Source organism: Herbiconiux moechotypicola, assembly GCF_024979255.1.
Classification (GTDB): Bacteria; Actinomycetota; Actinomycetes; order Actinomycetales; family Microbacteriaceae; genus Herbiconiux; species Herbiconiux moechotypicola.
In genome coordinates this window covers 445,892-465,588 of the sequence record NZ_JANLCN010000002.1, presented here as the reverse complement: position 1 = coordinate 465,588, position 19,697 = coordinate 445,892, and the positions used below count along the sequence as shown (strand labels likewise).

At 72.4% G+C, this 19,697-nt stretch carries 16 protein-coding genes; 6 read left to right on the top strand and 10 right to left on the bottom strand.

The features are described from left to right. The first annotated feature begins 37 nt into the window (after positions 1-37). Positions 38-439, top strand: coding sequence for a pyridoxamine 5'-phosphate oxidase family protein (locus N1031_RS04935; protein ID WP_259478476.1), 402 nt, complete (start codon positions 38-40; stop codon positions 437-439). A 168-nt stretch (positions 440-607) separates the two neighbouring features. Here N1031_RS04935 and N1031_RS04930 read toward each other — a convergent pair whose 3' ends face one another. Further along, positions 608-2,056: an HNH endonuclease signature motif containing protein gene (locus N1031_RS04930; protein ID WP_259478475.1), complete on the bottom strand. Its 1,449-nt coding sequence runs from the start codon at positions 2,054-2,056 to the stop codon at positions 608-610. 66 nt (positions 2,057-2,122) lie between these two features. Then, the gene (locus N1031_RS04925; protein WP_259478474.1) at positions 2,123-2,593 is read right to left on the bottom strand and encodes an Lrp/AsnC family transcriptional regulator; all 471 of its coding nucleotides are present in this window, start codon (positions 2,591-2,593) and stop codon (positions 2,123-2,125) included. A 99-nt stretch (positions 2,594-2,692) separates the two neighbouring features. Between N1031_RS04925 and hisC the strand changes: the two genes are divergently transcribed. Genes hisC through N1031_RS04910 form a run of 3 tightly spaced genes read left to right on the top strand, consistent with a single transcriptional unit; the run spans position 2,693 to position 5,330 of the window. Then, on the top strand, positions 2,693-3,883 hold the full coding sequence (hisC, locus tag N1031_RS04920) for a histidinol-phosphate transaminase (RefSeq protein ID WP_259478473.1): 1,191 nt from the start codon (positions 2,693-2,695) through the stop codon (positions 3,881-3,883). Beyond that, positions 3,880-4,617: a YitT family protein gene (locus N1031_RS04915; RefSeq protein WP_259478472.1), complete on the top strand. Its 738-nt coding sequence runs from the start codon at positions 3,880-3,882 to the stop codon at positions 4,615-4,617. Before hisC ends, N1031_RS04915 begins: the two co-directional genes overlap by 4 nt. A gap of 32 nt (positions 4,618-4,649) precedes the next feature. Next, positions 4,650-5,330 (top strand): metal-dependent transcriptional regulator, encoded by a 681-nt coding sequence (locus N1031_RS04910; RefSeq protein ID WP_259478471.1) that lies wholly within the window; start codon positions 4,650-4,652, stop codon positions 5,328-5,330. Between the two features lie 424 nt (positions 5,331-5,754). Here N1031_RS04910 and N1031_RS04905 read toward each other — a convergent pair whose 3' ends face one another. From N1031_RS04905 to N1031_RS04875, 7 genes are all read right to left on the bottom strand, one after another. Further along, the gene (locus tag N1031_RS04905) at positions 5,755-7,017 is read right to left on the bottom strand and encodes a hypothetical protein (protein WP_259478470.1); all 1,263 of its coding nucleotides are present in this window, start codon (positions 7,015-7,017) and stop codon (positions 5,755-5,757) included. Positions 7,018-7,080: 63 nt separating this feature from the next. Next, a complete protein-coding gene (locus tag N1031_RS04900) occupies positions 7,081-8,298 on the bottom strand; it encodes a cysteine desulfurase family protein (RefSeq protein WP_259478469.1) in 1,218 nt (405 codons plus the stop codon). A 7-nt stretch (positions 8,299-8,305) separates the two neighbouring features. Further along, positions 8,306-9,253 (bottom strand): carboxylating nicotinate-nucleotide diphosphorylase, encoded by a 948-nt coding sequence (gene nadC, locus N1031_RS04895; protein ID WP_259478468.1) that lies wholly within the window; start codon positions 9,251-9,253, stop codon positions 8,306-8,308. After that, positions 9,253-11,043, bottom strand: coding sequence for an L-aspartate oxidase (gene nadB, locus N1031_RS04890; RefSeq protein ID WP_259478467.1), 1,791 nt, complete (start codon positions 11,041-11,043; stop codon positions 9,253-9,255). The genes nadC and nadB overlap by 1 nt, the downstream gene beginning before the upstream one ends. Before the next feature lie 113 nt (positions 11,044-11,156). After that, positions 11,157-12,449, bottom strand: coding sequence for a quinolinate synthase NadA (gene nadA, locus N1031_RS04885; RefSeq protein ID WP_259478466.1), 1,293 nt, complete (start codon positions 12,447-12,449; stop codon positions 11,157-11,159). Beyond that, positions 12,446-13,261, bottom strand: a complete 816-nt coding sequence (locus N1031_RS04880) for an NUDIX hydrolase (RefSeq protein ID WP_259478465.1) — start codon at positions 13,259-13,261, stop codon at positions 12,446-12,448. The genes nadA and N1031_RS04880 overlap by 4 nt, the downstream gene beginning before the upstream one ends. Positions 13,262-13,354: 93 nt before the next feature. Beyond that, positions 13,355-14,149 (bottom strand): hypothetical protein, encoded by a 795-nt coding sequence (locus N1031_RS04875; protein ID WP_259478464.1) that lies wholly within the window; start codon positions 14,147-14,149, stop codon positions 13,355-13,357. 167 nt (positions 14,150-14,316) lie between these two features. Between N1031_RS04875 and N1031_RS04870 the strand changes: the two genes are divergently transcribed. Both N1031_RS04870 and N1031_RS04865 read left to right on the top strand, forming a co-directional pair. After that, a complete protein-coding gene (locus tag N1031_RS04870) occupies positions 14,317-17,397 on the top strand; it encodes a carboxypeptidase regulatory-like domain-containing protein (RefSeq protein ID WP_259478463.1) in 3,081 nt (1,026 codons plus the stop codon). Positions 17,398-17,486: 89 nt separating this feature from the next. Continuing rightward, positions 17,487-18,284, top strand: a complete 798-nt coding sequence (locus tag N1031_RS04865; RefSeq protein ID WP_259478462.1) for an HAD-IIA family hydrolase — start codon at positions 17,487-17,489, stop codon at positions 18,282-18,284. A 10-nt stretch (positions 18,285-18,294) separates the two neighbouring features. Here the strand turns inward: N1031_RS04865 and N1031_RS04860 are convergent, their stop codons facing one another. Beyond that, positions 18,295-19,674, bottom strand: a complete 1,380-nt coding sequence (locus N1031_RS04860) for an aldehyde dehydrogenase family protein (protein ID WP_259478461.1) — start codon at positions 19,672-19,674, stop codon at positions 18,295-18,297. Between the last annotated feature and the right edge of the window lie 23 nt (positions 19,675-19,697).

Here is a 19,697-nt window from a genome sequence, read left to right as displayed (position 1 = left end):
GGGCTCTCGTCCGGCGTGTCGCGCCTAGGCTGAGGGCATGCCCGAGCTGCTCACCCCCGCCGGACTGTCGTTCGTGAGCGAGTACCACCTCGCGACCCTCACCACCCTTCTCGGTGACGGTTCACCCCACGTCGTCCCGGTCGGCTTCACCTTCGACGCCGCCACGGGCATCGTGCGCGTCATCACCTCGGGCACCAGCCAGAAGGCGCTCAACGCGCGACGCGATCCACGGGTGGCCGTGAGCCAGGTCGACGGCGGCCGCTGGCTCACCTTCAGCGGCAGAGCCCAGGTGCTCACCGACGAGGCCTCCGTGCGCGACGCCGTCGAGCGCTACACCGTGCGCTACCGCGCCCCACGCCCCAACCCCCTCCGTGTCGCACTCGCCTTCGAGACCACCCGCCTCCTCGGCTCCCCCGAACTCATCGCGCGCCCCCACTGACACCGCGTCCACATCAGCACCCAGCGTCAGCAGTCAGCGCAGGTGCAGGTGCGGGTGCGGGTGCGGGTGCGGGTGCGGGTGCGGGTGCGGCACCCTACGCCGAGGGGCTCGCGCAGAGACACCGAGCACACAAGGGGAAGCGTCGAGCGCGAGAGGAGAGTGCCGCCGCTAGAACGGAGGCGGTTCGTCGAGTCGTGGATCCGGCGCGCTCGTTCCACGCGTGGTTGGCCGCCCGGTGGTGAGTGACCTCCCGGGCGAACCCACGAGCAGGTGGTCTCGAGCGCTCTCGTCGCGGAAGACAGGCCTTCGCCGACGCTCGGGACCTCGGGTGCACGAATCCAGAGGGGTCGAGCGGGCGGGCAGCGGAGCGCGGACCGCCGATCGGGGCCATGGAGACGCCGGCGACCCCGACGGCCGGGTCTCGTAGGTGCGACCGGTCGGGGAGGTCCAGCGCAGGATGCGATCACGACCCGCCGCGACCCTCCACCCGGTCGAGTCGTGTTTCACGTGGTGGTGCCGCACACACAGGTGATGCAGATTCGCCCGCGAGGTCTCGCCCCCACCCGCCCAGTCCTCCGTGTGGTCGAGCTCACAGCGGGAAGCCCGCCGCGCGCACCCAGGGAACCGGCAGAACTCGTCCGCGAGCTCCAACGCCAACCGCAGATCAGCCGGAGGCCGGTACCGGGTTCGTCCCACCGAGACCGTCTCCCCCGACTCAGGATGAGTCAGGATTCGCACGAAACTCGGAGCCCTCGCAGCAAGACGGCGCGCGGTCGGCACATCGATTGGACCATACCCCTCGAGCCGCGCCTGCCCTGCATCATGCCCCAGCAGTGTCAGCGCAGGAACCGTGAGCACCACCGTCGGCACGATACGGTCGCAACCATCACCCACGCCCGAACCGGAGCCGGTGTCGCTGCCCGCGCCTGCGCCCGCGCCTGCGCCACCGCCCAGCAGCAGCTCACCCAACGCATCCGCTCGCAACTGCCCGTGCGTGCGCCCCTCACCGGCCGAGCGAGCAGCCCGCGCCAGACGATCGAGCCGGTCATCGACCGCCACCGCCACCACGGCCGGCAGATGGCACACCAACCACGCCATGCCGTCGACATCAGGCTCGAACCGCACACTCCGCTCAGCCTGCGCGGCCACCGTGCGCTCCTCGATCGACTCCGGATGCACCCGCTCCCGCTCCCGCCGCACCACCCGCTCGAACCGGGACGGCGTGAGCACCTCCGCCTCGTGCAACACCACAGCCTCGAACCCGGCACGCGCCCCGACCGGAACACTCACGGCGTGCCGCGCCACCACCTGCGCGTGCCGATACGAGATCGCCCCCGACGACAGTGCCTCGAGCGTTCCCGGCAACGAACCGACGAGGATCTCCGCCTCATTGACCAGACGGGCGACCGTTCCCTCCGACACCCGCGTCGCGCATCCGATCTCGGCCACCAGCGACCTCATCGCGAGCCCCTCCGAACCCCGCTCCGCCTGGGCGAGCCGCACCGCCGTCGCCTCCGCCAGCAGGCGGGCCCGCCGGGCCGCACCGCGCGCGAGCGAGCGCTCCACCTCGACGAGCTCGTCGAGGATCGCGTCCAGGCGGAGCATCCGATCGTTCATGAGCATCAGTCAACACCATGCCACCGACATCGGCCGATCCCTCCGTCGGATCGCGCCACTCCGCACCTACTCCCGCGCCCGCTCCTCGAGCAACGCCCTCACACGGTGCGGCATCGACTCCACGAGCGACAGCGTCGTGTTCGTGCGCATCACCCCCTCCACCGCGAGCATCTGCCGCGTGAGCCGGTGCAGATGCGCCGGATCGCGCGCCACCACCTTCACGAGCAGGTCGGCGTCGCCCGTCGTGGTGTGGATCTCGACGATCTGCGCGATCTTCTGCAGCCCCTCCACGACGGGGTCGTTCGACGCCTGGCTCACCGCGATCCACACGTAGGCCACGAGGGGGTAGCCGAGCGCCGCCGGGTCGATCCGCTTGCTGAACGAGCCGAGCGCCCCGCTGGCCGCCATGCGCCTGAGCCGCGCGTGCACCGTGTTGCGCGCCACGCCGAGCGCGTGGGCGAGGCCCAGCACCGTCGCATCCGGGTCGGCGTCGAGGGCGAGAAGGATGCGCGCATCCAGATCGTCAAGCTGCTCCATGCTGGGCATTTTGACACACAGACCACCCAAAGAGGGCAATATGCCCAGCAGAATCCATCTCACTTGCGCACACCCGCATCCGCTTCTCAAGCTGGACCCATGACTCCCCCGCCCCTGCCCCGCACCGCTGTGCGCGACCTGCCCGCCTACGTGCCCGGCCGCCGGGCCGACTCCGCGCTCGTCGATGCCGGGCTCGTGGCGGCTCTGGCCTCGAACGAGAGTCACTTCCCTCCGCTGCCCTCCGTGCTCGACACCGTGCACGAGGCTGCGGGCCGCCTCAACCGCTACCCCGACAACGCCGCGCTCGAGCTCCGCACCCGCCTCGCCGCCCGGCTCGGCGCCGGCGTCACCGTCGACGAACTCGCCGTCGGTCCCGGCAGCACCGGCGTGCTGCAGCAGATCCTCACCGGCTACTGCGAGCCCGGCGACGAGGTGCTGTTCGCCTGGCGTTCCTTCGACGCCTACCCGATCCTCACCCGCCTCGTCGGCGCCTCCGCCGTGCAGGTGCCCCTCGGCGCCGACGAGGGTCACGACCTCGACGCCCTGCTCGACGCGGTCACCGAACGCACGCGCGTGGTGCTGCTGTGCACCCCCAACAACCCCACCGGGGTCTCGATCGGCGCCGCGGAGCTCCAGCACTTCCTCGACCGGCTTCCGCCCACCGTGCTCGTCGTCATAGACGAGGCCTACCTCGAGTACGCAGAAGCACCCCCCGGCACCGCCGACACGATCGACGCCATCGCCCTGCGCCGCCGACACCCCAATGTGTGCGTGCTGCGCACCTTCTCGAAGGCCTACGGGCTCGCCGGTCTCCGCGTGGGGTACGCGGTCGCCGACCCCCAGGTCGCCGAGGGACTGCGCCGCACGGCCATGCCCTTCGCGGTGAGCGCGCTCGCGCAGCAGGCGGCGATCGCGTCCCTCGAACCGGCGGCCGACACCGAGATCGCGCAACGGCTGGCCCAGGTGCGCGCCGAACGCGCCCGTCTCATCGGCACCCTCCGCGCGCGCGGCTGGACCACCACCGACAGCGCCGCCAACTTCATCTGGCTCCGGATGCGCGACGACGCCCGCGACCGCGTCATCGCCGCCCTCGCCGCCGACGACATCCTCGTGCGCGGCTACGCCGACGCCGGGGTGCGCATCTCGGTGGCCGATCGTGCCGCCGGCGACCGCGTGCTGGCCGTCCTCGCGGGGTTCGACCCGCTCGAACTGCAGAGCCGCCGCGGCCTCGAAGGCTCAGCCGGCGCGCGTCCCACGAGGCCGCTCAGCGCATCCGGAGCCCCGCGATGACCACGACGACAGATGCGGCCACGCCCACGTCGACGGATGCGGCCACGCCGACGCCCGGCGCCACCCGCCCGGGCGCCGACGCCGTCGGCGCCACCCCGGCGGCAACGCGCGACTCCCGCACGCCCCACCCCGGTCGCGACCCGCTGGCGCACTCGCCGCTCGACGACGTGCTGGGCATCCTCACCGGCACGGTCATCGCCTCGATCGGGATCTTCCTGCTCAAGTCCAGCGGCGCGGTCACCGGCGGCACCGCGGGGCTCGCACTGCTCGTGAGCTACGTCGTGCCCGTGCCGTTCGGCGTGATCTTCCTCGCCGTGAACCTGCCGTTCTTCGCCCTCGCCGCCTGGCGCAAGGGCTGGAACTTCACCCTCCGCACCGCCGCGAGCGTCGCCCTGGTGTCGGCGTTCTCGCTGCTCAACCCGCTCGCGCTCGTGATCGACCGCCTCGACCCGGTGTACGCCGCGATCGCGGGCAACCTGCTGGCCGGTGTGGGACTGCTGGTTCTGTTCAGGCACCGGGCGAGTCTCGGCGGGTTCAATATCCTGGCGCTGCTCGCGCAGGAGCGTCTCGGCTGGCGCGCCGGATATGTGCAGATGGGGCTCGACGTGGCGATCGTGCTGGTCTCGTTCGCCGTGGTGGCGCCGCTCACCGTGCTGCTGTCGGCCGCGGGCGCGGTGGTGCTCAACCTCGTGCTCGCGGTGAACCACCGGCCGGGCAGGTATCTCGGGGCGTGAGCACCCAGCCCCGGCTTTAGGCTTGAGGCATCATGCCTGAGCCCGAGACCGCCACCGAGAACTACCTCAAGACGATCTACGCGCACACCGAGTGGCAGCCCGACCCCATCACGCCCTCGGCGCTGGCCGCACGGCTCGGAGTGGCCCCCTCGTCGGTCACCGAGATGGTGAAGAAGCTCGCGGCGGCCGGCTACCTCAGCCACGTGCCGTACGGGCCGCTCACGCTCACCGCGGCGGGCCGGATGCGCGCCATGGGCGTGGTGCGCCGGCACCGCCTCATCGAGACCTGGCTGGTGCAGGAGATGGGCTACGGCTGGCACGAAGTGCACGACGAGGCCGAGGTGCTCGAGCACGCCCTCAGCGACCGCCTCCTCGACGCCATCGACGCCCGCCTCGGCCGCCCCGCCCAAGACCCGCACGGCGACCCCATCCCCGCCGCCGACGGCACCGTGCCGGTGTTCGACGCCGTGGTGCTCCAGGATGCGCGCCCCGGCCACGAGGGCACCGTCGTGCGCATCAGCGACCGCGACCCCTCCCTCCTCGAATCCCTCGCCGCCCATGGCATCGGCCCCGGCACCCGCGTCCGCGTAGAACCCACCGACCCGGATGCCGCACCCGGCGCCACCCTCATCCCCCTGCCCGCCGCCATCGCTGCTCCCGCCGGCGTCTCCCTCACCCCCGACGCCACCGACTCCATCTGGCTCACCGCCTGACCGCACCCACCTGTCGCCGCTGTATCAGCAGAACTTTGCGGAGCCCACGCTGAAGCCAGCGTGCACGAACCAAGACGCGACACCGTTGGCTCTCACCGACGTGCACGCGTAATCGTTGGGGAGCGGGTTCCCTGGCGAGAAGTACTGCGCGGTCACACGTCTGGTCGCACCGCTGCAGTTCCGCACATACAACGTCTGGCCGACTAGTTCCTTGACCAACGACCCACCACTCGTGCACGCCGCCACGCCTCTGGCATCGACACCGGTCGAGTCCGAGGCGGCTGCCGGACCGGCGACCCCGACGGCGGTGCACACTGCAGCCAAGAACAGTGTGCCCATCAGTCCGCATCTGGAAAGCACCGCGGCCACCCCACCTCTCGAAATCATCGTTGAACTTCTTACCTAGCGAGATCTCAGTATCTGATTAATGCTCAGCGCTGTGCAACCGGATCCACTTCACCTGGTGTACGACGATCCCGGCGACCGGCCCCACGAAGGTGGCACCGGCCACGCGGAGTTCCAATGGGAGCGGAAGACAGAGCGCACCACCCGTCACGACAGCCGCGACCAGCCAGCCCGCGGTGGCGCGACGATGGCGCGACCGCGCGAGCGCCAGCGCCCCCGTCAGGGTCAGCCCGGCGAGCGCCGCCGCCCCGGGAACGAGGGTGGCGAGCGCCAGGCCCGGCACGCCGACGCCCGAGACCCACCGGAGAACTCCCTCACCCCAGGCAGCCGCAGCTCCAGTGCCCAGCACCGCGACCGCCGCCAAGCCGGCACCCGCCCACGCGAGCATCCGCTCGACCCCCTCCGGCTGCAGCGCCGCCCGCCGCACGATCAACCCTTGAAACGCGGTCAGCGGCACCAACAGCGGCGCGCGCACGAGCGTGACCGCCAGCATGAGCGCACCGAGACCCTCCACCCCGCCCTCCCCCTCGCCGGCCGTGAGCGCGATCAGCAGCGGCAACCCCGCTACGAGCACCGCGCTCGACGCGGCGGCCGCTATCGCGTGCGCGTCAAGCGCGAGCACCTGCGTGAGCCTCGCCGGCGCCTCGGCCCGGGCAGCGCGCCGAACGGATGCGGACGCCGACAACGCGATCACCCAGATCCCCGGCGTGACCGCGACCCCGATCGCCATCGCCGTCGAGCCCGCACCACTCGAAGTCAGCACCGCCACGACCGCCAGCCTCAGCAGTGCGTCGCAACCGGTCATCGCAGCGAAGACCGACCACCGTCCGCGCCCACCGAGACCGCCGACCACCACCGCCCATCCCGACCCGAGCACCATCGCCACCACGAGCGCCGCCGCGAGCACCGGCCAGTCGGCCCCGAGGAGCGCCTCCCGACCGAGCAGGCACACGACGGCGACCACCCCTCCGAGCACCGCGCCCCAGATCGCGCCCGCCGCGAGAAGGGAGGTCCGGCGCACATCCGCACCGCCGTGACGAGACCGGGCACCGCGGGCGGCGAGACTCACCGACCGGATCGCCTCCGTCGAGAGCCCTCCGAGCACCCCGAACCCGGTGAGCAGCATCGACCAGAAGGTGAGGAACACCGTGTTCTCCGCCGGCGCCAACGAACGCGCGGCGACGATCAGCACCACGAACCCGACCGCCGCCGACAGCCCGCTGCCCGCCGCCACCTGACCCGCGGGCCCCCGCAGCACGGTCTTCCACGAACTCCGGCTCACAGAACATGAAGGATACTCGCTCCCCGCGAGCGAGTGATCACGACGAGCGAGCGGTCACGCTCCTCAACGGAGGGCGCGGAGCGCGGAGACCGAGGCGACGAGGGCGTCGGCGGCGGTGTCGAGGTCGGCAGCAGTGGTGGAGGAGGCGAGCGTGAAGCGCACTGCGGTCTGCGCCTCGACGGGGTCGACGCCCATCGCGAGCAGCACGGGTGACGGGTCGTCGTCGCCCGCCGCGCACGCCGACCCGCTGGAGACGATCACGCCGCGCTCTTCGAGCTGGAGCAGCACCGCCTCGCCGCTGGTGGCGCCGAAGGTGAAGGAGGCGACCGAGGGCAGACGCGACGTGGGATGCCCGGTGAGACGCGCATCCGGAACCCGCGCCAGCACCGCCTCGATGAAACGGTCGCGCAGCGCGGTCGTGCGCGCTGCGGCCTCGGCACGCTCCGCCTCGGCGAGCGTGAGCGCCGCCGCCAGCCCCACGGCGAACGCCACGTTCTCGGTGCCGGAGCGCCGCCCCCGCTCCTGCCCGCCGCCGTGCACGAGGGGCTCGACCCGCACGCGCTGGCGCACGGCCAGCGCCCCCACGCCCTTCGGTGCGCCGAGCTTGTGGCCGGAGAGTCCGAGGGAGTCGACGCCGAGCGCGTCGAGCCGCAGGTCGAGCCAGCCGGCGGCCTGCACGGCGTCGGTGTGGAACGGCACGCCCTGTTCGCGCGCGAGGGCCGCGAGCTCGGCGATCGGTTGCACGGTGCCCACCTCGTTGTTGGCGTACATCACGGCGGCGAGCGCCGTCGTCGGCCGGAGCGCCGCCGCGAACTCGGCGGGCACGACGAGTCCGTCGGAGTCGACGGGAACGGTCGTGACCTCGAACCCGTGCACGCGCTGCAGGTACTCGGCCGACTCCACGACCGCCGGATGCTCGACCGCGCTGATCACGACGTGACGGTCACGAGGTGGGCGGCCTCCGGAGACCGCATCCGGCGCACGCGCACCCGCCACCGCGCCCGCACCTGCCACCGCGCGCCCCGAGACCGCCGCGAGCGCGATGCCCTTGACCGCGAGGTTGTCGGCCTCCGTGCCCCCCGAGGTGAACACCACCTCGGCAGGCCGGCAGCCCAGCACGCCCGCCACGCCCGCCCGCGCCGCCGCCAGCGCGCGCGCCGCCGACTCCCCCACACCGTGGTGGCTCGACGGGTTGCCGAAGTCGCCCGTCAGGTGCGGCCACATCGCCTCCAGCACCTCGCGGCGCACGGGGGTCGTGGCAGCGGCGTCGAGGTAGATCACGGCCGGCTCAGTTCGCCCCGTCGCCGAGGGCGGTGACGGGGCTCACGGCCTCAGCGGGACTCACGGCCTCAGCGGGACTCACGGCCTCGGCCGGCCCCGCCGCCGCGAACTCCACGTCGAGCCCCAGGTCGAGCGCCCGCACGCTGTGGGTGAGCGCGCCCACCGAGATCACGTCCACCCCGGTCGCCGCGATCGCCGCGACCGTGTCGAGGTTCACGCCGCCACTGGCCTCCACGAGGGCCCGTCCGCCCACCAGCGCGACGCCCTCGCGCAGCTGATCGACCGAGAAGTTGTCGAGCATGATCGTGTCGACCCCGGCGGCGAGCACGGGCTCGATCTGGTCGATGCGGTCGACCTCCACCTCGAGGTGCGTGGTGTGCGACATCCGCTCGCGCACCGACCGCAGGGCGGCCGTCACGTCGCCGTCGTGTTGCGCGGCGAGCACGGCGAGGTGGTTGTCCTTGGCCATCACCGCGTCCGAGAGCGAGAAGCGGTGGTTGTGCCCGCCGCCGTCACGCACCGCCTGGCGCTCGAGCGCGCGCAGGCCCGGCGTTGTCTTGCGGGTGTCGACGATGCGGGCACGCGTGCCCTGCACCTCGGCCACGTACCGCGCGGTGAGCGTGGCGACCCCGCTCATCCGCTGCACCAGGTTGAGGCCCACCCGTTCCGCGCGCAGCACCCCTCGGGCCGGACCGTCGACCACGGCCAAGCGCTCACCCGCCTCGAACCGCGAGCCGTCGGCGACGAGCAGTTCGCACCGGATGCCCGGGTCGACCAGCCGCATCGCCGCTGCGAACACGGAGCCGCCGCTCAGCACACCGGGCTCCCGCGCGACGAGGGCCGCGGTGGCGCGCGCCTCGGCGGGGATGAGCAGCTCGGAGGTGATGTCGCCCCACGGCGCGTCTTCAGCGAGCGCCCGCGAGACGACGTCGTCGACGATCTGGGTGGTGAGCATCAGCTGGCGATCCTCTCGCTGGGGTCGATGGCGGTCGGGGCTATGGTGGAGGTGAGACCGGATGCGCGGGCCGGGTTGCTCGGCCAGGGCGCCACCGCCTCGGCGACCGTGGCGGCGAGCGCGGGCCGGGGGCGCATCCGCGACACCACGAGGTGGCCGTCGAACGCGGGCGACGTCTCCGCGAAGTCGTCTCGGGAGTGGGCACCCCTCGACTCCTCCCGCGCGAGCGCAGAGTGCAGCAGCAGGCGGGCGAGCTGCAGCAGGTTCTCGGTCTCGAGCTGCTCGACCGACGCCGACTCGCGGTCGCCGTCGACCGCCGCGCGCCCCTCGAGGGCGGCGAGCGCCGAGCGCAGCCCGTCCGCATCCCGCACCACTCCGGCGGCGCGCTGCATGAGCTCACGGAGCTCGTGTCGCGTCGTCACGCGCCCCTCGCTGGCGATTGAGTGGGCGCGATCCGTCGCATCCCGACCAGCCTGAGCGACCGATTGCGCCCACTCGACGGGGGAAGCGTAGGGCGCGAGCGCGGAGGGAGCGGGGAGCGCCGCGAGCGCGCGAGCGCAGCGACGGGCGAACACCAGGCCCTCGAGCAGCGAGTTCGAGGCGAGCCGGTTCGCGCCGTGCACGCCGGTGCAGGCGACCTCGCCCACCGCGTAGAGGCCCGGGATGCTGGTACGGCCGTCGAGGTCGGTGGCGACCCCGCCCATCCAGTAGTGGGCCGCGGGCGCCACCGGGACGGGGTCGTGCGCCCAGTCGAATCCGGCCTCGCGGCAGGCGGCGGAGATGGTGGGGAAGCGGTGCTCCAGCTCCTCGGCTCCGAGCGCGGTGGCGTCGAGGTAGACGGGGGAACCCGTGCGGCGCATCTCGGCCGCGATGGCCCGCGCCACGATGTCGCGCGGCGCGAGCTCGGCGAGCGGATGCACGGACGTCATGAACCGCTCGCCCCGCGTGTTGCGCAGCACGGCGCCGTCGCCGCGCACCGCCTCCGACACGAGGAACGAGCCCGGCACCGCGAGCGCCGTGGGGTGGAACTGCACGAACTCGACGTCGGCGAGCACGGCACCCGCGCGCCATGCGGCCGCCGCGCCGTCGCCGGTGGTGACCGCGGGGTTGGTGGTCTGCGCGTAGAGCTGCCCGAGCCCGCCGCTCGCGAGCACCACAGCATCGGCACGGAGGGTCTCGACGCCGGCCGGCGTGCGCACCCGAACACCGCACACCGCCGCGTCGATGCCGCCCCCGGCCGTCGAGCTCGTGGAGTTCGGGAGGACATTCGGCGAAGCGTCGCGCCGAGCCGCTCCGCCCTGCGGCACATCCTCCCGAACGAGGTCGATCAGGAACGTGTGCTCGCGAACGGCGATCCCCGCCGCCCGAACCGACCGCAGGAGCGCCTGCTCCACCGCGAGCCCGCTGGCGTCGCCGCCCGCGTGCAGGATGCGGTGGAACGAGTGCGCGCCCTCCAGCCCGGAGTCGAATGGGGCATCGGGCGCCGCGTCCACCCCGCCGACCCGGTCGAACGACACCCCCCACTCCACCAGGGCCGCGATCCCCGCCGGGCCCTCCTCGCAGAGCACGCCGACCGCATCCGGGTCGCTGAGGCCCGCGCCGGCCACGAGCGTGTCGGCCACGTGCGACGCCACGGTGTCGCCGGGCATGACGGCCGCCGCGATGCCACCCTGGGCGTGCCGGGTGTTGCCCTCGTCGATCGCACCCTTCGTCACGACGGTGACGTCGAGCCCGGCGCGAGCGCACTCGAGCGCCGTGACGAGCCCGGCGATGCCGCTGCCCACCACCACGACGCGCGCGCGTCGCGCCCCCGAGGGCCCAGCTCCGGCAGGCCCAGCCCCGACGGGCACAGCCCCCGCGGCCCCAGCCGCCACCTCGGCCGGGCGCCCACCCGACTCCGCGCTCACGGCCGGGCCGCGAGCATCCGGTCGAGCGCCACGCGCGCCGGCACCGCCACGTCGGCGGACACCGAGATCTGGTTCACGACGCGACCCTCGACGAGCTCCTCGAGCACCCAGGCGAGGTAGCCGGGGTGGATGCGGTACATGGTGGAGCAGGGGCAGATGACGTCGTCGAGGCAGAAGATGGTGTGCTGCGGGTACTCGTTGGCGAGGCGCTGCACGAGGTTGATCTCGGTGCCGATGGCGAAGGTGGTGCCGGCGGGGGCCGCGGCGATCGCCTTCACGATGAAGTCGGTCGAGCCGGCCGAGTCGGCGGCGTCGACCACCGGCATCGGGCACTCGGGGTGCACGATCACCTGCACGCCCGGGTACGCCGCGCGGGCGCGCTCGATCTGCGCCACCGAGAACCGCTTGTGCACCGAGCAGAAGCCGTGCCAGAGAATCACGCGCGCATTGAGCAGCTCGGCCTCGGTCGAGCCGCCGAGCTCTTTGCGCGGGTTCCACATGGGCATCTGCTCGAGGGGCACCCCCATCGCCTTCGCGGTGTTGCGGCCGAGGTGCTGGTCGGGGAAGAACAGCACCCGCTGCCCCCGCTCGAAGGCCCACTCGAGCACCGTGGCGGCGTTCGACGAGGTGCACACGATGCCGCCGTTGCGGCCGCAGAAGCCCTTGAGGTCGGCTGAGGAGTTCATGTAGGTGACCGGGATGACGGGCACGCGACCGTCTGCGTCGGGCTCGGTGCCGTAGAGCTCGGCGAGCTGCGCCCAGGCCTCCTCGACCGAGTCGATGTCAGCCATGTCGGCCATCGAGCAGCCGGCCGCGAGGTTCGGCAGGATGACGCTCTGCGACTCGCCCGCGAGGATGTCCGCGGTCTCGGCCATAAAGTGCACACCGCAGAACACGATCGCCTCGGCCTGCGGCACGGTGAGCGCCGCGTTCGCCAGCTGGAAGGAGTCCCCCACGAAGTCGGCGTACTGCACCACCTCGTCGCGCTGGTAGAAGTGGCCGAGAATGACCACGCGGTCGCCCAGGGTGGCCTTCGCGGCCCGGATGCGCGCATCCAGTTCGTCTTTCGACGCGGTCTTGTAGACCTCGGGCAGCACGCCCTGCCGCGGGGTGTCGGCCGGGATGGGGTCGGCCAGCGACGCCCCCGGCCCGTAGCTCGGGGCGGGCTGCAGGTCGAACACCCAGGGGCCGTCGGCGAGGCCGGGGGTGCAGGTGGAGCCCGTGGCGCCGGGAGCGCCGGCGGCTATGAGCTGGATCTCGGTGTCGACCGACAGGGTGGACGTGGTCATGGTTGCGGCTTTCTCAGAGGAACGGTGGTTCGTGCGAGGGGCCCGCGATCGACGGGTTCCGCGCTGTTGTTGTAGCGGTACAGCCTGGGCGGACGGTAGCTGGTGCCGGTGACGCGCTTGCCCGTGGGCACCACCGAGTTCGACGACTCGATCTGGCGCCGGAAGTTCGCCGGGTCGAGGGTGCGGCCGAGCACGGCCTCGTGCACCTCACGCAGCTCGGCGAGGGTGAACACGTCGCCGAGGAAGGCGTGCGCGATGCGGCTGTACTCCACCTTGTTGCGCAGGCGCCAGAGGGCGTACTCGATGATGACGTCGTGGTCGAAGGCGAGGTCGGGCAGGTCGTCGACCGAGAACCAGGCCACGTTCTCGAGCCCCTCGGCGCGGGCGCTCTGCGCCGCCTCGTCGGAGCTGACGAGGGCCCAGTAGACGATCGACACGACCCGATCGTCGAGATCGCCGGGCGCACGGTCGAGGGTGCCGAAGGCGTAGAGCTGTTCGAGGTAGTTCGGGTCGAGCGCCGTGGTGGCGGCGAGGGTGCGGGCTGCGGCGGCCTCGAGGTCTTCGTCGCGCTGGAGGGGGCCGCCGGGGAGGGCCCACTGGCCCTCGTAGGGCGGCCGGATGCGGCGCACCAGCGGGAGCCAGAGGGAGGGCAGCGACGGGGCGGTGTGGTCGGCGTCGATGCCGCCGCTCGCGACCCGGTCGGCGTCGGGGCGGAGGGCGAAGATGACCGTCGAGACGGCGAGCAGCACGCCGGCCACGGCGGGCACGACGGGCGCAGCGGAGGCGCCGCTCGGGGTGGTGCGCTCGCTCATGTCGCCGTCCGTTCACCGGCCGGGCACCGGCCCGACCTAAAGGTAGGACTGACTATAACCCTTAAGGTCGAGAACACCCAAACATGCGGATGCTCACCACGGCGCGATCCAGCAGAACTCCGTACCCTCGACCACATTGCACACCTCGTGCGGGTTGTCGTAGTAGCCAGGGGGCGCACGCCAGACGATCTCCCCGCCCGAGCCGCTTTCGCCCGACCCGCCCGCGGCCGCCTGCTCGGCCGCGAGGCGCGCCTGCTCCTCGTTGTAGGCGAGTTGCGAGTCCTGCGCGGCGCGGCCCGCCGCGAGCAGAGCCACGAGCGCGCGCGGCGTCTCGGCCGTCACGCCGCTCTGCTGCTGCGTGACGATCGCAGTGTAGAGCGCGTCCCGGAGCGTCTGCTCGGCCTGCGCCGCCCCCACGTTCACCACCTCGATCGCGGTGGCCACGACGCCGTCGCGCACCACGCCCGTCGCGGTCAGCACCGACTCGAAGTCGACTGCGGCCGACTCGGCGGTCACGGGCGGGTCGGCCTGGCTCGCCGCGGGCCCTCCGGCCATCGACAGCTGCGCCACCTCGATGTCCCTCGCCAGTGCTTGCGTCGCCGCGTCGAGGGCGGTGCGCGCCTCGAGCGTCGCCCAGCCGTCGGATGCAGTGACGAGCTCCCGCGCATCCGTCACGAGCTGCTCCGCCCCGGGGTCGATCTCGACGACCTCTTCGATCGGTACGGGCGACGGCTCTGCGGTAGCCACCGTCGGCACCTCACCGGGCGGCGATCCCGTGTCACCACCTGTCGTCGGCCCCGCGCATCCGCCGAGCGCCCCCGCGAGCACCCCCACGACGAGCATCACTCCGGCCGCCGAACCCCACGCCGAACTCTTCACACGAGCCATCTCTCCCCCTCGACCGCGCCGTCGTCGGCTCAGCCAGCGCCATCCTAAGCGAGTCGCTCTCCCCTCGCCGCGCCGAGGGCACCCCGTCACCCGTTCGGGTGGCAGCGCCCGAACACCCGGACCGCTACAGTGAGCGCACGCGGCCCAGGGCCGCCCCGGAGGACACCGTGACGACGCGCCGCCCGCTCCACCCCGCCGCGAGAGACCGCGCCCGCCGGCAACGACCCCGCCGGTCGCGACCCCGCCGCATCGCGCTCACCCTGACCACGACCGTGCTCGCCGCTCTCCTCGCCACTCTCGCCGTGCCGGCCCAAGCCCTCGCCGCACCACCCCAGGCCCTCCCGACGGCGACGGCATCCGCCGTCACCCCGACGGCCGCGCCCCTCCCCGCCACACCGAGCCCGACCTCCACACCCTCCCCGGCCGCTGCCGCACCGGCGCCCACCCCGACACCGGCACCCACACCCACACCCACACCCACCCAGCCCGCTGAGTCGAGCACACCCACACCCACACCAGCACCGGCGACCCCGGCGCCCACCCCGACCAGACCCCCCACCACGCCCGGCCCCGCACCCACACCAGCACCGGCGACCCCGACTCCCACCTCGACCAAACCCCCCACAACGCCCACCAAACTCCCCACGACACCCGCCCCCACTCCCACCAAAGCCCCCGCGACACCCGCACCCACCCTCACTCCCGCCACCCCCGCCGTCACCAACGCCGCCCGCTCCCGCTTCACGAGCGCACCGACCCCCATCGTGAGCGGCACCGCACGCGCCGGACTCGCCCTCACCGCGAGCGCGGGCACCTGGACGCCGAAGCCGACCACCCTCGCCTACCAGTGGACACGCGGCACCACCTCCATCCCGGGCGCCACCGCGTCGACGTACCGGCTCACCGCCGCCGACGTCGGGTCGACCATCACCGTGACCGTCAGCGCATCCCGCACCGGCTACACCACCACCAGCAAGACCAGCGCGGCCACCGCCAAGGTCGCGAAGCCGCTCGCCTTCACCACGGCCCCCACCCCGACCGTCGCCGGCACGGCCCGCGTGGGCGCCACCCTCACCGCCACCACGGGCACCTGGTCGCCGGCACCCACCCTCCGCCTGCAGTGGAACCGCGACGGCGCCCCGATCACCGGTGCGACCGGCCAGAGCCTCACGCTCGGCGCCGCGGATGCGGGGCACCGCATCACCGTCACCGTCACGGCGTCGCGGGCCGGCTACACCACCACGACCCGAACCAGTGCCGCGACCCCGACGGTCGCCACGCGCCCCTTCACCACGGCGCCCACTCCGGCGGTCACGGGTACCGCCAAGGTGGGCTCGACCCTCACCGCGAAGCCGGGAACGTGGTCACCGGCCGCGACGACGACCGCGTTCCAGTGGAAGCGCGGCGGCGCAAGCATCCCGGGCGCCACCGCCTCGACGTATCTCCTCGTCGGGGCTGACGCGGGCACCACCGTCACGGTGACGGTGACCGTCAAGCGGAGCGGCTACACCACGACCACCCGCACGAGCACACCGACGGCGGCGATCGCGAAGGGCACCCTCACCATCGCCACCCCCACCGTCACCGGCCAGGCACTGACCGGCTCGACCCTCACCGCCTCACCCGGCACATGGGGCCCCGCACCCGTGTCGTTCACCTACGCCTGGTACCGCGGCACCGCCGCCATCCCCGGCGCGACCGCGAAGAGCTACACCCCCACCGCGGCCGACGTCGGCTCCACGCTCAGCGTGCGGATCACCGGCGCGAAGACCGGTTACTCCTCGGCGACGAAGATCTCCGCCGCCACCGCCGTCGTGCGGCAACCGGTGAGCACCCTCGGCGGCAGGGTCACGGGGCCGGCCGGTGCCGTCGCCGGCGCCACCGTGACGCTCAAACAGCTGCTCACCGACGGCAGCTACCGCGACGTCTCCACCGCCCGCACCACCAGCGACGGGCGCTTCCAGTTCACCGGCCTCACGCCCGGCCGGTACAACCTGCACGTGTCGGCCCCGCCGAACTACGTCGCGGCCTGGTACTCCTCCTCGGCGTTCTCGGTGACCGGCAGCTCCAGCTACACCGCCGACACCACGCTCGCCTACGCGACGAGCAGCATCGGCGGCACCGCGAGGACCACCGGGGGCCAGGCCATCTCGGGCGTGCGGGTCACCCTCAAGCAGCTGCTCACCGACGGCAGCTACCGCGACGTCGTCGCCACCTCCACCGACGCGACCGGCCGCTACGCCTTCCGCGGAGTGACTCCCGGCCGCTACAACCTCCTGTTCGACGGCGGCACGGCGTTCGTCTCGGCCTGGTACTCGACGGCGGCGTTCAGCGTGGAGGGCGGCAGCAGCTACACCGCCGATCGCACCCTGGCCTCGGTCACCAGCACCCTCGGCGGCACGGTCACCGCATCCGGGGCCCCGATCTCGGGCGTGACGGTTACCCTCCGCCGTTTCTTCGACGACGGCACCACCGGCGACTCCACGGTGACCACGGGGGCGAACGGCGCGTTCTCGTTCACCGGCCTGCAGCCCGGCCGCTACAACGTCTACTACGACGGCGGCTCGACCTACGGCGGCGCGTGGTACTCCACCGCGCCCTTCACCGTGGCGGGCGGCACGTCGTACACCGCGAACAAGGTGCTCGCGGCGGCCACGAGCACCCTCGACGGCGTAGTCACGAGCACCTCGGGTCAGGTCATCTCAGGCGTGAGGGTGACCCTGAAACAGCTGCTCACCGACGGCAGCTACCGAGACCTCGTCGCGACCGCGACCGACACGAACGGCCGCTACCGGTTCACCGGCCTCACCTCGGGGCGCTACAACGTCTACTTCGACGGCACACCGAACTTCGGCGCCGGCTGGTACTCCACCACCCCGTTCGACGTGCAGCCCGGGGTCGCGCTGACGGCCTCGACCACCCTCGCCCCCACCCCACCGGTGTCGCAGACCGCCACCGCCAGAGTCTGCTTCGCGGCCTCCGGCGCGGGGGCCATCCCGTCGAACGGGCTCGCCTCCCTGCAGTTCTCCGCCGACGGGCAGAGCTTCACGCCGTACGGCAACTCGGTGCAGCTGGATGCGCGGAACTGCGGCACTGTCACGGTTCCGTCGGCGGGCTGGTGGCAGATCCGCTACGACAACTGGTCGTACTACCCGGTGCGTCTGCACTACGTCGGCACGACGGCAGCCCACTATTTCGTCGCGGGCGAGTACTTCACCTATCCCACCGCCTACGTGCGCAACCTCTGAGCACGCGTGGCCGCCTCGAAGCCCGCACCTGGGAGCCGCCCATGCCGCACCGGTAGCCTGGGGGCGACGCCTCGAGAAGGAGAACCACGATGTCCCGCCGTGACGAGATCGAATGCTGGCTCACCGACATGGACGGCGTGCTCGTGCACGAGAACGCCCCCATCCCCGGCGCGGCCGAGCTGCTGCAGCAGTGGCGTGACCAGGGCAAGCCCTACCTCGTGCTCACCAACAACTCCATCTTCACGCCGCGCGACCTCAGCGCCCGGCTCCGCGCATCCGGTCTCGAGGTGCCGGAGGAGTTCATCTGGACCAGCGCGCTCGCCACGGCCGCCTTCCTCAAAGACCAGATGCCGGGCGGCAGCGCCTTCGTCATCGGCGAGGCGGGCATCACCACGGCCCTGCACGAGGCCGGCTTCATCATGACCGAGACGGCGCCCGACTACGTGGTGATCGGCGAGACCCGCAACTACTCCTTCGAGGCCATCACGAAGGCGATCCGGCTCATCAACGCCGGCTCGCGGTTCATCGTGACGAACCCGGATGCGACGGGCCCCAGCACCGAGGGCCCGCTGCCCGCGACCGGCGCGATCGCCGCGCTGATCACGAAGGCCACCAACAAGGAGCCCTACGTGGTGGGCAAGCCCAACCCGATGATGTTCCGCTCGGCGATGAACCGCATCGGCGCGCACTCCGAGAACACCGGCATGATCGGCGACCGCATGGACACGGATGTGGTGGCCGGCATCGAGGCGGGCCTGCACACGATCCTCGTGCGCACGGGCATCAGCGACGACGCCGAGATCGCGAAGTACCCGTTCCGCCCCTCCGAGATCCTCGACTCGGTCGCCGAGCTCCTCGCCCAGGAGCCCTTCGAGACCGAGCTCTGACCCGCGCGCGTCAGGCGATGCGGATGAGCTTCTTGTTCACGAACTCCTCGAGCGCGAAGCGGCCCATCTCGCGGCCCGAGCCGGAGCGCTTCACGCCGCCGAAGGGCAGTTCGACGGCGTCGCCGAGCACGAGGTTCACCCACACCATGCCGGCATCGATGGCGTCGGCCACCCGCATCGCCTGCTCGGAGTCGGTGGTGTACACGTAGGAGCCGAGCCCGAAGGGCGTGTCGTTGGCCAGCGCCACCGCCTCTGCCTCCGACGACACCCGGTAGAGCGAGGCGACCGGCCCGAAGAACTCCTCGCGGTAGGCGTCCATGCCCGGCTTCACGTCGGCCAGCACGGTCGGGCCGAAGTAGTTGCCGTCACGCGTGCCGGCGACGGCGACCGTGGCGCCCTGCGCAGCGGCACGGTCGACCTGCTCGCCCAGGCGCGACGCGGCGGCGGCCGAGGAGAGCGGCCCGAGCTCGGAACCGTCGGCGAACGGGTCCGACGGCTGCACGGCGGTGAACGCCGCGGTGAACTTCGCCGCGAACTCCTCGTAGAGCCCGTCGATCACGATGAAGCGCTTGGCGGCGTTGCACGACTGCCCGTTGTTGTCGAGGCGGGCGTTCACCGCATCCGTCACCACCGCGTCGAGGTCGTCGGTGGAGAGCAGGATGAACGGGTCGGAGCCGCCCATCTCGAGCACGACCTTCTTGAGGTGGCGGCCGGCGATCTCGGCCACGGCCGCGCCCGCACGCTCGGAGCCGGTGACCGACACGCCCTGCACGCGCGGGTCGGCGATCACGTCGGCGATCTGCTCGTTGGTGGCGAAGATGTTCACGTAGACGCCGGCCGGCGCCCCGACGGCCTCCGCGGCCTCGGCGAAGATGGCGGCCATCGCGGCCGCCGACTCGGGGCACTGCGGCGCGTGCTTGAGCAGGATGCTGTTGCCGGCCACGATGTTCGGCCCGGCGAAGCGAGCCACCTGGTAGTAGGGGAAGTTCCAGGGCATGATGCCGAGCAGCACACCGAGGCCGGCGCGGCGGATGAACGCGGAGCCGGTGCCGTCGGAGAGCTCGATCGGCTCGTCGGCGAGGTACTCCGCGCCGTGGTCGACGTAGTACTGGTAGATGGCGGCGGCGAAGTCGACCTCGCCGAGCGCCTGCTCGAGCGGCTTGCCCATCTCGCGCACGGCGATGGCGGCGAGCTCGTCGCGGCGCTCGGTGTGCAGCTCGGCCACCTTCGCGATGAGCGCGCTGCGCTCGGCCACGCCCACCTTGCGCAGCCACGTCTCGTAGGCCGAGCTCGCCGACGCGATGGCCTCCGAGAGCTCGGCGGCGGTGATGGTGGGGTACTCGGCCAGGGTCTCGCCCGTGGCGGGGTTGATGACGGCGTAGAGGCTCATGCGTGTTTCCTTCGGGGTGTTCG

Bases quoted from the DNA above. Each gene is read 5' to 3' on its own strand.
- N1031_RS04935 (WP_259478476.1), top strand. From the start codon at position 38: ATGCCCGAGCTGCTCACCCCCGCCGGACTGTCGTTCGTGAGCGAGTAC.
- N1031_RS04930 (WP_259478475.1), bottom strand. From the start codon at position 2,056: ATGAACGATCGGATGCTCCGCCTGGACGCGATCCTCGACGAGCTCGTC.
- N1031_RS04925 (WP_259478474.1), bottom strand. From the start codon at position 2,593: ATGGAGCAGCTTGACGATCTGGATGCGCGCATCCTTCTCGCCCTCGAC.
- hisC (WP_259478473.1), top strand. From the start codon at position 2,693: ATGACTCCCCCGCCCCTGCCCCGCACCGCTGTGCGCGACCTGCCCGCC.
- N1031_RS04915 (WP_259478472.1), top strand. From the start codon at position 3,880: ATGACCACGACGACAGATGCGGCCACGCCCACGTCGACGGATGCGGCC.
- N1031_RS04910 (WP_259478471.1), top strand. From the start codon at position 4,650: ATGCCTGAGCCCGAGACCGCCACCGAGAACTACCTCAAGACGATCTAC.
- nadC (WP_259478468.1), bottom strand. From the start codon at position 9,253: ATGCTCACCACCCAGATCGTCGACGACGTCGTCTCGCGGGCGCTCGCT.
- nadA (WP_259478466.1), bottom strand. From the start codon at position 12,449: ATGACCACGTCCACCCTGTCGGTCGACACCGAGATCCAGCTCATAGCC.
- N1031_RS04880 (WP_259478465.1), bottom strand. From the start codon at position 13,261: ATGAGCGAGCGCACCACCCCGAGCGGCGCCTCCGCTGCGCCCGTCGTG.
- N1031_RS04875 (WP_259478464.1), bottom strand. From the start codon at position 14,149: ATGGCTCGTGTGAAGAGTTCGGCGTGGGGTTCGGCGGCCGGAGTGATG.
- N1031_RS04865 (WP_259478462.1), top strand. From the start codon at position 17,487: ATGTCCCGCCGTGACGAGATCGAATGCTGGCTCACCGACATGGACGGC.
- N1031_RS04860 (WP_259478461.1), bottom strand. From the start codon at position 19,674: ATGAGCCTCTACGCCGTCATCAACCCCGCCACGGGCGAGACCCTGGCC.